The sequence below is a fragment of the Bacillus sp. BC08 genome (assembly GCF_054326875.1).
Window position 1 is genome coordinate 91,986 of record NZ_JBTGPA010000037.1, and the last position, 16,319, is coordinate 108,304.

Annotated in this window: 13 protein-coding genes and 1 riboswitch; of the genes, 10 read left to right on the forward strand and 3 right to left on the reverse strand. The window is 35.8% G+C overall.

The features are described 5' to 3' along the window. Positions 1 to 4 precede the first annotated feature (4 nt). The 5 genes from ACXVYO_RS24160 to ACXVYO_RS24180 all read left to right on the forward strand — a co-directional run bounded on the left by ACXVYO_RS24160 (position 5) and on the right by ACXVYO_RS24180 (position 5,599). Entirely contained in the window at positions 5 to 1,144 is a 1,140-nt protein-coding gene (locus tag ACXVYO_RS24160; protein ID WP_000521222.1) for a THUMP domain-containing class I SAM-dependent RNA methyltransferase, read from the forward strand. 61 nt (positions 1,145 to 1,205) lie between these two features. After that, a complete protein-coding gene (locus tag ACXVYO_RS24165) occupies positions 1,206 to 1,388 on the forward strand; it encodes a DUF3921 family protein (protein ID WP_098130878.1) in 183 nt (60 codons plus the stop codon). Between the two features lie 138 nt (positions 1,389 to 1,526). Beyond that, positions 1,527 to 3,464: an ATP-dependent DNA helicase gene (locus ACXVYO_RS24170; RefSeq protein ID WP_088095810.1), complete on the forward strand. Its 1,938-nt coding sequence runs from the start codon at positions 1,527 to 1,529 to the stop codon at positions 3,462 to 3,464. A gap of 100 nt (positions 3,465 to 3,564) precedes the next feature. After that, positions 3,565 to 5,082, forward strand: coding sequence for a carboxypeptidase (gene ypwA, locus ACXVYO_RS24175; protein ID WP_073517799.1), 1,518 nt, complete (start codon positions 3,565 to 3,567; stop codon positions 5,080 to 5,082). Between the two features lie 46 nt (positions 5,083 to 5,128). After that, on the forward strand, positions 5,129 to 5,599 hold the full coding sequence (locus ACXVYO_RS24180) for a GNAT family N-acetyltransferase (protein ID WP_458468689.1): 471 nt from the start codon (positions 5,129 to 5,131) through the stop codon (positions 5,597 to 5,599). A gap of 39 nt (positions 5,600 to 5,638) precedes the next feature. Here the strand turns inward: ACXVYO_RS24180 and mphL are convergent, their stop codons facing one another. Next, positions 5,639 to 6,535 carry a macrolide 2'-phosphotransferase MphL gene (mphL, locus tag ACXVYO_RS24185; protein WP_458468690.1) on the reverse strand — a complete coding sequence of 299 codons (897 nt, stop codon included), beginning with the start codon at positions 6,533 to 6,535 and terminating at the stop codon, positions 5,639 to 5,641. A gap of 586 nt (positions 6,536 to 7,121) precedes the next feature. Here mphL and ACXVYO_RS24190 point away from each other — a divergent pair. The 3 genes from ACXVYO_RS24190 (at position 7,122) to pbuX (ending at position 10,112) form a co-directional block, all read left to right on the forward strand. Next, positions 7,122 to 7,868: a type I methionyl aminopeptidase gene (locus ACXVYO_RS24190; RefSeq protein ID WP_458468691.1), complete on the forward strand. Its 747-nt coding sequence runs from the start codon at positions 7,122 to 7,124 to the stop codon at positions 7,866 to 7,868. Between the two features lie 116 nt (positions 7,869 to 7,984). After that, positions 7,985 to 8,086: riboswitch (purine riboswitch) on the forward strand. A gap of 106 nt (positions 8,087 to 8,192) precedes the next feature. Further along, positions 8,193 to 8,786, forward strand: coding sequence for a xanthine phosphoribosyltransferase (locus ACXVYO_RS24195; protein ID WP_000866491.1), 594 nt, complete (start codon positions 8,193 to 8,195; stop codon positions 8,784 to 8,786). Between the two features lie 3 nt (positions 8,787 to 8,789). Next, the gene (pbuX, locus tag ACXVYO_RS24200; protein ID WP_016088588.1) at positions 8,790 to 10,112 is read left to right on the forward strand and encodes a xanthine permease PbuX; all 1,323 of its coding nucleotides are present in this window, start codon (positions 8,790 to 8,792) and stop codon (positions 10,110 to 10,112) included. Between the two features lie 16 nt (positions 10,113 to 10,128). On the opposite strand, the gene ACXVYO_RS24205 is transcribed toward pbuX, so the two are convergent. Next, the gene (locus ACXVYO_RS24205) at positions 10,129 to 11,292 is read right to left on the reverse strand and encodes a DUF418 domain-containing protein (protein WP_458468692.1); all 1,164 of its coding nucleotides are present in this window, start codon (positions 11,290 to 11,292) and stop codon (positions 10,129 to 10,131) included. A 549-nt stretch (positions 11,293 to 11,841) separates the two neighbouring features. On the opposite strand from ACXVYO_RS24205, the gene ACXVYO_RS24210 reads away from it, so the two are divergent. After that, positions 11,842 to 15,501, forward strand: a complete 3,660-nt coding sequence (locus ACXVYO_RS24210; protein WP_458468693.1) for a dynamin family protein — start codon at positions 11,842 to 11,844, stop codon at positions 15,499 to 15,501. Between the two features lie 3 nt (positions 15,502 to 15,504). Here the strand turns inward: ACXVYO_RS24210 and ACXVYO_RS24215 are convergent, their stop codons facing one another. Next, positions 15,505 to 15,759, reverse strand: a complete 255-nt coding sequence (locus tag ACXVYO_RS24215) for a DUF3931 domain-containing protein (protein WP_000369740.1) — start codon at positions 15,757 to 15,759, stop codon at positions 15,505 to 15,507. 72 nt (positions 15,760 to 15,831) lie between these two features. On the opposite strand from ACXVYO_RS24215, the gene ACXVYO_RS24220 reads away from it, so the two are divergent. Continuing rightward, on the forward strand, positions 15,832 to 16,299 hold the full coding sequence (locus tag ACXVYO_RS24220) for a GNAT family N-acetyltransferase (protein ID WP_073517805.1): 468 nt from the start codon (positions 15,832 to 15,834) through the stop codon (positions 16,297 to 16,299). Positions 16,300 to 16,319 lie beyond the last annotated feature (20 nt).

Sequence of the window (16,319 nt, forward strand, 5' to 3'; positions counted from 1 at the left end):
GCAAATGGGAAAAGTTACTTTAATTGCAACAGCGGCAATGGGTATTGAAGCACTAGTTGCCCGAGAAGTTCGTGATCTTGGTTATGAATGCCAAGTGGAAAACAGCAAAGTAACATTTGAAGCAGATGAAAAGGCGATTTGTCGCACGAACTTATGGTTACGTACTGCGGACCGTGTGAAAATTAAAGTTGGCGAATTCAAAGCGACAACATTTGATGAGCTGTTTGAAAAAACGAAAGCATTAAACTGGGGAGATTATATTCCAGAGAATGGAGAGTTCCCAGTAATCGGTAAATCATTAAAATCTGAGTTATTCAGTGTTTCGGATTGCCAACGTATCGTTAAAAAGGCTGTCGTTGAAAAATTAAAAACAACATATAAACGTACAACTTGGTTTGAAGAAGATGGTCCGTTATTCCGTATTGAGATCGCAATGCTAAAGGATATTGCAACGTTAACAATTGATGCAAGTGGTGTTGGACTTCATAAACGTGGATACCGTATGGATCAAGGGGAAGCTCCATTAAAAGAAACATTGGCTGCGTCTTTAATTAAGTTAACAAACTGGAAGCCAGATCGTCCTTTCGTGGATCCTTTCTGTGGATCAGGTACAATTCCGATTGAAGCAGCATTAATTGGCCAAAATATTGCACCAGGATTTAACCGTGGCTTCGCATCAGATGAGTGGGGCTGGATTGGTAAACAAAACTGGCGTGAAGCTCGTCAAGAAGCGGAAGATTTAGCGAATTACAATCAACCACTACAAATCATTGGATCAGATATCGATCATCGTATGATCCGAGTTGCTCAAGATAACGCTGAAGAAGTAGGTTTAGGTGATTTAATCACATTTAAACAAATGCAAGTAAAAGATTTCACGACAAAAGAGGATTATGGCTATGTTGTAACGAATCCTCCATACGGAGAACGTTTAAGTGAAAAAGCACTCGTTGAACAATTGTACAAAGAAATGGGACAAGTATTCCGCCCATTAGACACATGGTCAGCGTATGTATTAACAAGCTACGAAGCATTTGAGAAGTGTTACGGAAAAGATGCATCGAAGAAACGTAAACTGTTTAATGGATTTATCCGTACAGATTACTACCAATACTTCGGAAAACGTCCACCGCGTAACTCATAGTATAAAACTCCTCCAGCGCGCATATACTGGCTATTATGTAATGCGTAAAGGAGGGCGTGATATGGATAGTTTCCAATTATCGATGATTCAAAAAGCTATTCATCGTACGTATGATGAGATCGGGAAAGAAGTGGATAGCCAAGGTACGATTGTAGATGAAATACAAAAAGCACAAGAAGAATATTTGTCAGCTCTTTCACACGAAACAGCGATTGATAAACGGTATTTAAAGTCATTAATATAGAAAAAAATTTTCCTTTTTCGAAAGGAAAATTTTTTTTCGTGTATTTCTATGTATGGCAACAGGGGAAAGTGGCTGCACACATATGAGTAGCAGTTGTTATATCTTTTTATAGAAAAACTTTTTGGTTGGAGGCTAAGGATGTTTACTGAGAAGAGATTACCATTTGAAGTAGGAAAACAAGATAATTTTTATGATAAGTTGAATGAATGGATTGGAGATGTGTTTTACGATATCCTTCCGGAAAAAGGCTTTGAAGAGCGTGATGAACAAATTTTTATGGCGTTTCAATTAGAGCGTGCTTTCCAAGAAAAGAAAGTAATGTTCGCAGAAGCGGGTGTAGGAACAGGGAAAACAATTGTATATCTTCTATATGCAATTTGCTATGCGCGTTATACTGGAAAACCAGCTATTATCGCTTGTGCTGATGAAACGTTAATTGAGCAGCTTGTGAAAGAAGAAGGGGACATTGCTAAGTTATCTGAAGCATTAGGACTATCTGTTGATGTAAGACTTGCGAAATCAATGGATAATTATTTATGTTTACGTAAACTTGAAGATGTTATGAGTGGACGAGCTCCAGAAGTAATTGAAGATGTATATTACGAATTACCGCAGTTTGTATTCGATCATGGTACGATGCAAAACTTTACTCACTACGGTGACAGAAAAGAATTTCCTCTTTTAAATGATGAGGAATGGTCAAAAGTAAATTGGGATTACTTCCAAGATTGCTTCACTTGTGATTCTCGTCATCGCTGTGGTCAAACTCTTTCTCGTGAACATTATCGTAAAGCGGCAGATTTAATTATTTGTTCTCAAGATTTCTATATGGATCATATTTGGACGTACGATGCTCGTAAACGTGAAGGGCAAATTCCGTTATTACCAGAAAGTAGCTGCGTTGTATTCGATGAAGGACATCTTGTAGAATATGCAGCTCAAAAAGCTTTAACGTATCGTTTAAAGCAGACGATGATGGAGCAACTTTTAACGAGATTGTTGCAAAACGATATTCGTGAAGAGTTTGCACATTTAGTAGAAGAAACAATTTGGCAAACAGAGCGATTCTTTGATGTGTTACAAGAAAATAAAAAGGAAATTGCCGGTTCTGATCGTTTAGGAATTACTGTGACAGAAAAAGTAACTGCTGAAGCGAAGCGACTTTATGCGAAAATTGGTGAAGTCGGCGATGCATTAGTATTTGAAAGTGAAATGCATACAGTAAACACGTATGACTTAAATATCGTTGATGAACATCTAGATGTATTAGAACATTCACTTCGTCTGTTCATGCACGAGAAAAATGTAATTACATGGGGTGAAGAAGGTGATGGAGCCTTCACGTTAGTGATTATGCCACGTGCAGTAGAAGAAGTATTACAAGAGAAAGTATTCTCGAAGAAAATCCCGTATATTTTCTCGTCTGCTACATTATCTAATAACGATTCATTCGCATTTACAGCAAATAGCCTAGGGGTAAAAGATTACTTATCATTCTCAGTTGCCTCACCGTTTGATTATGAGGAGCAAATGGCAGTAAACTTACTATCGCATACGAAAGAAAATGAATGGGAAAGAAAGTGTCAATATACACTTGAAAATATACAGAAAACAAATGGACGTACACTTGTATTATTCCGTACAACACAAGAACTTGCAGCGTTTAAAGAATATGTAAGCAAAGAACAAATGTCCGTTCCGTTCCTATATGAAGGGGATCAAGAAATTAGTCAGCTCGTTTCTCGTTTCCAAAATGAAGAAGAGACTGTACTTTGTGCCGTTCATTTATGGGAAGGTTTAGATATTCCTGGTTCATCATTATCACATGTTATCATTTGGTCATTACCATTCCCTCCAAACGATCCTGTATTTGAAGCGAAGCGTAAACATGTAAATGATCCGTTCTGGGATGTAGATGTACCATATATGATTTTACGTCTTCGTCAAGGGATTGGACGTTTAATTCGTACGAGCGACGATAAAGGTGCTATATCAATCTTCTTATCTGATACAGAAGATGAGAAAGTGATAGAAGCGGTGAAAAACGTACTACCAGTAGAAGGTAAAGAATTATAAGGAGAAAGCTTGGCGCTTGCCAAGCTTTTTTTCTATTATAAAAGGAATTTAGATTTCCATGTCGAATTAAGTTTGAGGTAGAAAAGGGAGGTTTTATACGATGACAGTAGCTACATATGAAGTAGAAAAACAATTTTTAACATATGTGAAGAAGATACAAAATTACGGAGAAGCATTAAGCTTAATGTTTTGGGACTTAAGAACAGGTGCGCCTAAAAAAGGTGTAGATCAGCGTTCAGAAGTAATTGGTATGCTTTCATCAGAAGTATTTGTAATGTCGACTTCAGATGAGATGGGGAATTATTTAACAGAACTTGAAGCTTTAATACGTGAAGATAAAATTTCTGAAACGACGAAGAAAATGGTTGAAGAATGTCGTAAAGAATATGATAGAAATAAAAAAATTCCACAAGCGGAATATGAAGCGTATGTGAAATTAGAAGCGAAAGCGGAAAGTGTGTGGGAAGAAGCTCGCGAAAAATCTGATTTCGAAATGTTCCGTCCGTATTTAGAACAAATAGTTGAATTTAAAAAGAAATTCATTACATATTGGGGTTACGAAACATATAAATATAATACATTATTAGATATGTATGAGCCGGGTATTACAGTAGAAGTGTTAGATCACGTATTTGGTCAGCTTCGTGAGCGTATCGTTCCGCTCGTAAAAGAAATATCGGAGTCACAAAAAAGATTAAAGACAAGTGCTTTATCAGAACATTTTTCAAAAGAAAAACAAAAAAACTTTACATTAGAGCTATTAAAGCAATTAAATTATGACTTTGAAGCAGGTCGTCTTGATGAAACGGTACATCCATTTGAGATTACATTAAATAGAGGGGATGTTCGTATTACGACACGCTATGACGAAAAAGATTTCCGTATGGCTGTGTTTGGAACAATTCATGAATGTGGTCATGCTGTATATGAGCAAAATATTGCTGAGAAATTTGAAGGTACACCGCTATGTAGTGGAACATCTATGGGGATTCATGAGTCACAATCATTATTCTTTGAGAACTTTATCGGTCGTAATAAATCATTCTGGAAGAAAAATTATGATTTATTAAAAGAGTATAGCGATGGCCAATTCAATGATATATCAGTAGACGAGTTTTATGATGCGATTAACGAATCGAAGCCATCATTCATTCGTATAGAAGCAGATGAGCTTACGTATCCGCTTCACGTTATGGTTCGTTATGAACTTGAGAAAGAATTATTTGATGGTACATTACAAGTGAAGGATTTACCAGCGGCTTGGAATGATAAGATGGAAGCATATTTAGGAATTCGTCCGGAAAACAATGCACAAGGTGTATTGCAAGATGTTCACTGGGCTGGTGGTTCATTTGGGTACTTCCCATCTTATGCGCTTGGTTATATGTATGCAGCGCAATTTAAGCAAAGAATGTTAAAAGACATTCCGAACTTTGATGCATTATTAGAAGAAGGAAACGTAACGCCAATTCGTGAATGGTTAACAGAAAATATTCACCAATACGGTAAAACGAAAAAGCCACTTGAAATTTTAAAAGATGTGACAGGTGAAGGGTTAAATGCAAACTACTTAGCGGATTATTTAGAAGCGAAGTATAAAGAAATTTATGAGTTATAAAAAAGAGCTGCTTAATTGCAGTTCTTTTTTTAAAGGGGATAGAAGAATGACTTATACATATACAGTAATGACGCAAGAAGAAGCAGAAAAAATTGCATATAACTGGCATTATGAAGGGGAATATTCCTTTTACGATATAGAGGCAGATGAAGAAGATTTAGCTGAGTTTTTAGCGGGAGACAGTAGAGGAGATCATACATTTTCTGTGAAGGAAAATGGCGCTCTAATTGGTTTTTTAACTGTTTGTAAAATAAATGATGGAGCGGTTGATATAGGTCTTGGAATGAAACCTGATATAACTGGAAATGGATTTGGATTACAGTTCATAAACGCTGGACTAGCTTTTAGTAAAGAACAATATGGTTGCAATTATATAACATTATCAGTAGCGACATTTAATGAGAGAGCAATCAAAGTGTATAAAAGAGCAGGGTTTGAAGCAGTTGGAACGTTTGTTCAGAAGACGAATGGTAGTTGTTTTGAGTTTTTGAGAATGAGTTATATATGTAAAAAATAAAAAAACAGAAGAATCTTCTTCTGTTTTTTTGTAACTTCATTAACTTTCAGTTGCTAGCATGTGTACAGCTATTTCATGCATGTCTTTCAAACCTGACACTTGAGCGTATTCAGCAACAGTGATACCACTCGTTGCTAGAAGTTCGATAATATGTTCATCCATTCTTGACCAAGTTTTACCGCCAGCGTTGTCATAAGAGTGAATTAAATTTGTTAGTCCATCTTTCCCAAAGAGCAGATAATGAGATGTGAAATCGATTGAAACATCAGCAACCCCTACTTCTGTCCAATCGATTAAGCCTGTTACATTATTTTTATTATCAATCAGGATATGACCTGGATGTATATCCCCATGCTTTACTCCTACATGAGATGGCCAAAAAGAGTCTTCAGCTAGCCATGCTTGCCAACGATCCCATAAGTTTTGATTGATATCGTATTGTTCCTTCACTCGATTCATCCTTTGTTTCATAGAAGTTCTTAATTCATTAGCAGTAAGCATTTCAACACCTATATTGTTAAATTTTTGTTGAGGTAATGAGTGTAAATTCGCTAGAACTTTTCCTAATGAAATATTGTATTCAGTCGGTACATTCTTTTCATTAAAGTTCCATACATATTCTTGTCGTTCTATATCGATAGTAGCGGCAGGAACGCCACTTAGTTGTTTATAAGCGATTAGTTCCTCAGAGAATATAGACCAATCAGGAACTTGGAATTCTGCATGTTTTTTCATGAGTTCTAATGCTTTTTTTTCTCGGTGGGAATGTCTCATAGATTCTGGTCTACGAGGAATTCTTAGTATCCATTTATCCCCGTTTTGTTCTTTAACGTGTGCTACTTGAAAGTCAACGCCAGATTCATTAATTACTATTGAATCTTCTAATATATTTAGGCCTTCCATATTTGCTAATTGTTTAACTTTAAGTGTATTCATTTATATTTCCTCCAAATGTTTATTCTAATTTTCATGTTTTCTGTTACTAATTGTTTCTAACTACATCAATATGATTAAAGTAGCGAGATATGAGAAAATGTAATCATAAAAAAACCACAGACGGGCTTCTGTCTGTGGTTAAGAGTAAACGAGGATATAATGAATAAACGCCTCTCTTTGTATGAAGAAATATACGAAAAAAAGACAGACATATATCTGCCTTTCTTCATGTGGAAAGTGTACTCTTCCGTTGAAGATTATTAAAAATGTGCAGACTAATCCCGTTTACTCTGCTTTATGAAAACAGAGCCTTTGAACATATTAAGTTACTTATTGTTCAAAGTTTGCTGACGTAGTCTTCCTGCGTGCATCATCTTTAACAATCCTCCTTTTAATAGTATAGTAACAATATACTTTGTTTATAAATAAACATCAATAAAAAATACTAGATGTAATACCTAAAAAACGAATGAAATAAAAATTTACATTCAGAAAATAGGGAAAATGATGTTTGGTTTTATAATTGGGAAGTTTTTGGGAAATGTTTGTGTTAGTAGCAAATAGTATTTTAGCAAGGAGAGGTAGCGTGGTTACAATTAAAACGAAAAATGAAATAGATTTGATGCACGAATCTGGGAAATTACTTGCTTCATGTCATAGGGAAATTGCGAAAATAATGAAACCAGGTATTACGACAAAAGAAATTGATACGTTTGTTGAAGCGTATTTAGAAAAGCATGGTGCAACATCTCAGCAGAAAGGTTACAACGGGTATCCATATACGATATGTGCATCTATAAACGATGAAATGTGTCATGGGTTTCCGGCCGATATTCCTTTAACTGAGGGCGATATTGTAACAATTGACATGGTAGTAAACTTAAATGGTGGTCTTTCAGATTCTGCTTGGACGTATAGAGTTGGAAAAATTTCTGATAAAGCAGAAAGGTTATTAGTAGTAGCTGAGAATGCTTTGTATAAAGGGATTGAACAGGCAGTAATCGGTAATCATGTAGGGGACATTGGCTATGCAATTGAAAGTTATGTAGCAAATGAAGGTTTTTCTGTTGCAAGAGACTTTACAGGGCACGGGATCGGTAAAGAGATTCATGAAGAACCAGCGATTTTTCATTTTGGTAAACAGGGACAAGGGCCTGAGCTACAAGAGGGAATGGTAATTACAATTGAGCCCATTGTAAATGTAGGCATGCGCTACTCTAAAGTAGATTTAAATGGATGGACTGCAAGAACGATGGACGGTAAATTATCAGCTCAATATGAGCATACAATTGCGATTACAAAAGATGGTCCAATCATTTTAACGACGCTTTAATAAGAAATGTAAGAGTTTGCAAAACTCGAACGAAAATAGTGTTTTTATAAAATTTGTACGTGTTTTTTTAATAAACGCTTTCCAAAATGTAAAAAGTGCGTTATAATCCTTCTATAAAATAAATAGTTAGCTACACTCATATAATCGCGGGGATATGGCCTGCAAGTTTCTACCGAAGTACCGTAAATACTTTGACTATGAGTGAGGACGAATATATTTGCTTGTTTAGCATTCTTTTTTGCGAAACTCCAAAAGCGCGTCTCTCACTTGTAACGAGTGGTGGCGGCTTTTGGAGTTTTTTATTGCATAAGAGGGGGAACAAACATGAAAGTATTACAAGAAAAGATTTTGAACGAAGGAAAGGTATTATCTGGTGACGTATTAAAGGTAGATGCATTTTTAAATCATCAAATTGACCCAGTACTTATGCAAGAGATCGGAAAAGAATTTGCTAAACGTTTTAAAGAAGAGAACATTACAAAAATCGTGACGATTGAATCTTCAGGCATTGCACCAGCAGTTATGGCTGCATTAGAGCTTGGTGTAAAAGTAATCTTTGCAAGAAAACGTAAATCGTTAACGTTACAAGATAATATGTACGTTGCAAACGTATACTCATTTACGAAACAAGAAACGAATGAAATTTCATTATCTCGAAATCATATCGATGAAACTGATCGCGTTTTAATTATCGATGACTTTTTAGCAAATGGTCAGGCTGCTTTAGGTTTAATGAGTTTAGTAGAGCAAGCAGGAGCAAGTATTGCAGGTATTGGTATTGTTATTGAAAAAGCATTTCAAGATGGAGGAAAGAAGCTGCGTGAACAAGGAGTTCGTGTTGAGTCACTAGCAGAAATTGCATCACTTGATAACGGCACAGTTACATTTGTACAGCATGAAACTGCGGAGGTGAAATAAGCGATGAAGCAACATCCATTTAAAATCGCATCGCTTGGTATGCAGCATATGCTTGCTATGTATGCTGGCGCAATTATCGTTCCGCTTATTGTGGGCGGTGGACTTGGTTTAAATCAAAAAGAGTTAACATATTTAGTCTCAATTGATTTATTAATGTGCGGCGTTGCGACAATTTTACAAGCATTATCAAATCGCTTTTTCGGTATTGGACTCCCAGTTGTACTTGGTTGTACATTTACAGCGGTTGGGCCGATGATTGCAATCGGAAAACAATACGGCGTGTCTTCTATTTATGGGGCAATTATTGCTGCCGGGTTATTCGTTGTTATTTTTGCGAAATTATTTGGAAAGCTTGTAAAACTGTTTCCACCAGTTGTAACAGGATCTGTCGTTACCGTAATTGGAGTTACACTTGTTCCAGCAGCAATTAATGATATGGCTGGAGGAGTAGGAAGCAAGGATTTCGGTAGTCTTGAAAATTTAGCATTAGCATTTGGTGTGTTACTATTTATTATCATTATGTATCGTTTCTTTGACGGGTTTATCCGTTCGATCTCTATTTTACTAGGTCTTTTATTTGGTACAATCGTTGCAGCATTTATGGGGAAAGTAAGCTTGCAAGCAGTTGGAGAGGCTGATTGGTTCCATGGTATTCAGCCATTTTACTTCGGTACACCAACATTTGAATTGACGCCAATTATTACGATGATTTTAGTCGCTTGCGTAGGGATTGTAGAAGCAACAGGTGTTTACTTTGCATTATCTGATATTTGCAATAAAAAGATCGGTGAAAAAGAATTAACAAAAGGCTATCGCGCAGAAGGATTAGCGATGGTGTTAGGTGGTATTTTTAACGCGTTTCCATATACAACATATTCTCAAAACGTAGGACTTGTTCAATTAACTGGAGTAAGAAATCGCGTTATTATTTATACTTGTGGTGGTATGTTAATCGTTCTTGGGTTCATTCCAAAAATCGCAGCTATTACAACAATCATTCCGAAATCAGTACTTGGCGGTGCAATGTTAGCAATGTTCGGTATGGTAATGGCATATGGTATTAAAATGTTAAGTAGTGTTGATTTTGGAAGACAAGAAAATTTATTAATCGTTGCATGCTCTGTCGGAATTGGACTTGGAGTTACAGTTGTTCCAACATTATTCTCACAACTTCCTGAAAATATTCGTATTTTAACAGATAACGGAATTGTACTTGGAAGTGCGTCAGCAGTACTTTTAAATATCGTATTTAATATGGTGCCGCAGCGTAAAGCGAAAGTAAAAGAAGAGCCAGTTTCTATACAAAGTGCAGTAAGAGAAGCGTAAAAAAAGCAAGGTCTCGTTATGAGACCTTGCTTTTCTTTTTAAGTGGCATCATTTTCCCGTACGTACCAAGACGCCAAATGTACTCAAGTGGACCGTATTGATAACGTGACAGCCACCAGCGGCTAATAAAGATTTGTAACGTGTAGAAACCGACGCAGAATAGCGGTCCTACCCATAATGGAGCAAGATAATCATTTTTGAACAATAGTCCGAATACAAGTAACGTAACAATTGTATGTGAGATGTAATTTGTTAACGCCATTCGACCAACGTATTGGAATGGACGTAATAATGTTTGCCATTTTTCTTTTTGTAATAAACGCATGAGCGTGAAAATGTAGAAGATGAATAATGTCTTTCCGCTAAACATTGTAAAGGCCTGCATATAAATTGGTTCATAAGATGGTTTTGATAAGAAATAACGGACCATGAAGAACCACATTGGCAATGTTAAAATGAACATAATAATTTGCCATTTTTTAAGCTTTGGATCTAACTCTTTCGTACGGCGGAAAATATCCTTTTTACCGGCATATAAACCAAGTAAAAATAGCCCAACTGTTTCTGGGAGCATGAATACGTTTAGTCCAATTCCATCAGCATAAAATGCATGGAAACGATTTTGTATTTGTGACACCCAGTCTTCAAGTGGCATGATTGGTAAGGATAACCCAAGTTCCTCCTTTGGCATGAAGGCAATACCAATACTAGCAATTAGCATAAGAAACTGAAAAATACTTAATAAAACGATTGCCCATATTAAAATGGTACGAGGTTCTCTCTTATAAAATAAAAATAAGAAAAATCCAGCGATTGCATACGTATGTAAAATGTCTCCGTCCCATAAAAGAACGTAATGTAAGAAACCAAATAATAATAAAATAAGTAAGCGACGAACAAATAAAGTTTTTGGACGATCTGTTTTCGCTTCAGCACGAGTCATAAAAATGTAAAAGCCTAGGCCAAATAAAAATGAAAAAATAGTATAAAACTTTGTTTGAATAAACATATCGTAAAACAGACGGATATAGCTATCTAGCCCCTCATAAATTCCTGAAAGATCACGTGAGTCAATCCCAGCGATAACAGGCCAGTTAACAAGAAAAATACCTAGTACAGCTATTCCTCTAATAATATCGATGGAGTGTATCCTCTCGCCTTGCGCAATATTTTGTGTCATTATTTTCCTCCTTGTTAATTAATTCCCTTTTATTATACAAAATGTAAGATGGAGGGTATAGGGTAGATTTCCATTTTTTTTAACTATTAAGTTGCGTAGTATGAGATATAATAAGAGTGCACAACAAGTTTTAACCTTCTTCAAAACAGGCAGTAAAGCTCCTTCTTATAAGGGGCTTTCTTTATGAAAAGTGTTGATAATGATTCTCTTTAATGATAAAATGTATTCAAAAGTGATAATCATTATCAAAAAAGGTTGGTGCATGAGTATGGTATATGCATTAGTAGCAGGTACAGTTGCTGTATATGCAGTTATTGCAAAGTATGTTTTAAATGGAGTAGGAACAGCAAAATGAGTGATATGACATAAAATCCCTTTCATTTGTAAAAAGAATGAAAGGGATTTTTTATTTTTAATGAGAATATGCTGAAAATTTAGTATGATAGTAAAGTGAAACTGTAATCAATGAGAGGATGTATGTCCCGTTGATTATGAGCTCGCAAATAGCGGGGAAAAGTATATACATCTTGGATAAAGGGGAACAAGGGGATGACAAACATAGTACAGACAAACGGTATGAAAAAACTTGTTTGTTTTTATGAAGAGTGGCAAAAACACGGCGATGCAGAGAATAGTTTAAAGTTGTTTGAGGTGATTCAAAAATATAAGCAAGAGCAGCTTATGATTGCGTTCTGCGGTCACTTCTCTGCAGGGAAATCAACGATGATGAATCATCTATATAAAGCACAGTTGTTACCAACAAGTCCAATTCCGACAAGCGCTAACGTTGTCAAAATTGAAAAAGGGATGGATCGTGTTGTTGTAACGGTTAAATCTGGAGAACAGTACGAGTATGACGGTGCATATTCAGCTGAAGAATTAAAACAAATTTGTAAAGACGGTGATGAGGTAATTGGTGTTCACATTTATCGGAATGATGCGCCAATTCCTGAGGGTGTTATGTTAGTTGATACACCAGGGATTGATTCAACAGATGATGCCCACCAACTAGCGACAGAATCAACGCTGCATCTAGCAGACGTAATTTTTTATATGATGGATTATAATCACGTCCAATCGGAAGTGAATTTACAATTTGTTAAAGAATTGAAACAACGTAATAAAACGGTTTATCTCGTTGTAAATCAAATAGATAAACATAAAGAAAATGAATTATCGTTTGAGGATTATAAAGATAGTGTAAAACAATCGTTCTCTAACTGGGATATTGAAGTAGATGGAGTGTATTATACTTCATTACGAATGATGAACCATACACATAATGAAATTGGAAGCTTAGAAACATTAATTACTTCTATTATGAAAGAAAAAGAGCAGTATGTAAGAGATGGAATGGAGCGAGAAACAGAATATTTAATGGGGGAACATTTATCGTTTATTCTTTCTGAAAATGAAAAAGCTCTTTTGAAATATGAGGAAGAGTTAGCATCACCGCTTTCCATTTCAGAGATAGTTGAAAAGAAAGAAGAGCTAACGGAAACTAAACATCGCGAGGCTAGTAAAGAATCTCATGTGAGAAACGAATTTATAAAAGGCTTACAAGCTATATTAGATAACGCGTATTTAATGCCATTTGAAATGAGAGAATTGGCAAATGCGTATTTAGAAACGAAATTAACTAAGTTTAAGGTCGGTTTGCTATTTGCGAAAGGAAAGACGGAGCAAGAAAAACAGAGACGTTTAGATGCTTTTTATTCGGCCTTGCAAAAGACTGTTGAAACGCAACTTGATTTCCATGTGAAAGAATTTCTTGTTACCTTCTTAAAAGAAGAAGGATTGTTTACAGAGGAAATTGGGAAAGACATATATGCATTAGAAATTGCTTTTGGACCAGAAATGTTAGCCGAAGTCATTAAACAAGGTGCAGGTTTCACAGGTGATTACTTACTTCTTTATACAGCGGATGTAGCGAATGAACTGAAGAAACGTTATTTTACAAAAGCACGGCAAATTTTTGATAAAAGTGCAGTCGTTTTAAAGCAAAAGGTGAAGGAAGAAGTTGCTCGTATTGAAGAAGAGATAGAAAAATATACGATGTTGCAAACGGCAAAAGAAACGAAATTGCAATACAGTAACAATTTTGGGACATATGAAAGTTATTTGCAAAATGTTTGGCATGAGCGTATTGCTACACCAGAAGGATTGCAAATAGAGGAGATATTGCAAAGTAAAACACAAATTGTTAGTGAGAAATTCACACTACAAGAGCAGGAAAGCGTAAACGGTAACGTAATGGCTCGTGAGGAAGAGATAAAAGGAACGGTAGCTTTAAATATTCAGCGTATATTAGAGAAAGTGAAGAAAGCTGAAACGATATTAGAGCCATTGCCAGCGCTGAAACACGTACAGAAAGAGGTAATAGAAAAAAGGCGTCGTGTGGAAACGAAACAATTTACAGTAGCGTTATTCGGAGCTTTTAGTGCTGGGAAATCATCATTTGCCAATGCGTTGCTTGGTGAGAAGGTACTTCCTGTGTCACCAAATCCGACGACGGCAACGATTAATCAAATTTTGCCAGTTACAGAGGAAAAACCACATGGAACAGTAATTGTTCAATTTAAATCAAAGCAAGCTCTATTAGAAGATATGAAAGCTGTTTATAAGCTGTTTCATTATGAGATTACTACGTTAGATGAAGCGTTAGCACAAATTGATAAAGTTATGAAATATCCTTCACCAACTGGGAAGCAAAAAACAACATTTAGTTTTTTACGAGCGGTACAAAAAGGGTATGATACGGTTTCTACTCATTTAGGAGAGCAAGTACAAGTTACATTAGAAGAGTTTTCTGATTATGTAGCGAATGAAGAAAAATCATGTTTTGTTGAGTACATGGAGTTGTATTATGATTGTGCTTTAACAAGGCAAGGAGTAGCGCTTGTAGACACACCTGGAGCGGATTCCATTAATGCCCGCCATACGGACGTTGCGTTCCAGTATATTAAAAATGCAGATGCTATTTTATTTGTAACATATTATAATCATGTGTTCTCTCGTGCTGACCGTGAATTTTTAATCCAGCTTGGTCGTGTAAAGGATACGTTTGCTCTTGATAAAATGTTCTTCTTAATTAATGCGGCCGATTTAGCAGAGTCTGAAGAAGAACTTGAAATGGTAAAAGGGTATATCGCAGACCAGCTACTGCAATACGGTATTAGAAATCCGCGTTTATTTGCAATTTCAAGTTTATGTGCGCTTGAAGAGAAACAAGGAAAGAATATTGAAAAAGAGAAGTACGGTATTTTACAAAACTCTGGGATTGCTAAGTTCGAGGAATCATTTACATCCTTTATGATGAGAGATTTAATGCTCGTATCTGTTCATGCTTTATATGGTGCATTGCAAGGCGCAGATCAGCTTTTAGTAAATATGATAAATGGTGCAAAACAGGGGAATGAAGAGAAAGAGGAGCAAACGAAAAAATATGAAGCAGAGCGTGATCAACTACTTCATATTATTTCATCATATAGTGTGCTTGCTGAAGAGCAGGCGATGCAAAATGAAGTGAAAGAATTGCTGTATTACGTGCACCAGCGTCTATTCCTACGCTATAACGATGTGTTTACTGAATTTATTAATCCAGCATCGCTGCGAACAGATGGAAATGTGAAAGTGCAGTTGCAACAGTGCGTTATGGAATTAGTAGCATTTATTCAGCATGATTTATTACAAGAAATGCGTGCGACATCATTACGTCTTGAAAAATGGATAGATGAAGCGATGAAACGTGCAAAGAATGAAATTGTGGTGAACTGTAAAGTAGAAAATGAATCAATTTCTATGAGTGGAACAGTGGATTATGAATATAAAGATATTACACATAAAGAACCGTTCCCGTCAGTTGAAATAAAAGATTTCAAAAAAGCATTGGCACATTTTAAAAATGAAAAAAGCTTTTTTGAAAAAAATGATAAAGCTTTCATGCAAGAAGAGGCTAAAGTTGTATTAGAGCCTTTCGTATCAAACTATGTAGCTGATGAAAAAGATTTATTTGTTCATCATTATGAGAAAGAATGGGATATGAAATGGAACTTATTCCAAAAAGTGATGCAGCAAGATGTGATGAACTACTATGAAAGTATATTATTTGCATTGGCTGAAACGATTGATGTATCACTATATGAACAAAGTAAAGAGCAATTGCGAAAGCAGTTAGTGGAGATTGAAAAAGAAATTTATGTAATCTAGTCGTTATGAGAAAAAGATTCGTTCAATTTTCTTTTGCAGTACTGTATCTAAAGATTTGACAAACCCAGCAAATTCATCGGTAGAAATCATATGAGTAAGAACGAGTCGTCTGCCGTCTGGTGTTTCACCGCATAAGACGAATGAAGAAAATTCATATGTTTTGTTTTCTACTACTAATTTTGGATAGGAATACGTGTCGCTTTTCTTCTTCTTTCCATCAATAGAGATGACGTTGCATTTTTTCTCATTGTTGTCCATGGTGAATCCCTCCTTTCTATTACTTATGGTAGACAAGGAGGGATTAGAACAATAGAGAAAGGGGAATTTTTTATGAGTGTAGTAATAGAGTATATTTCGAAAGAAGCTATACCGAAACCGTTATTATTGCTTGCTGATCCAAGTGAGGGGCAAATTGATGCATATGTACAAAGAGGCTTAACATATGTAGCTAAGCAAGAGGAGAGTGTTATCGGTGTATATGTTCTTTTGGAAACAAGGCCGAAGACGATGGAAATTATGAATATTGCGGTTGTAGAGCATTTGCAAGGAAAAGGGATTGGGAAGAAGTTAGTAAGTCATGCCATAGAAACTGCTAAAGGATATGGTATGTCAAAACTTGAAGTTGGTACAGGCAATTCTAGTGTTTCACAACTTGCTTTATATCAAAAATGTGGATTTCGTATTTTTTCTATTGATTTTGATTACTTTTCGAAGCATTATGAAGAAGAGATTATTGAAAATGGGATTGTATGCCGTGATATGATTCGGCTTGCAATGGAATTGAATCAGAACGTATAACTTATTTAGGGGGAAGAGAA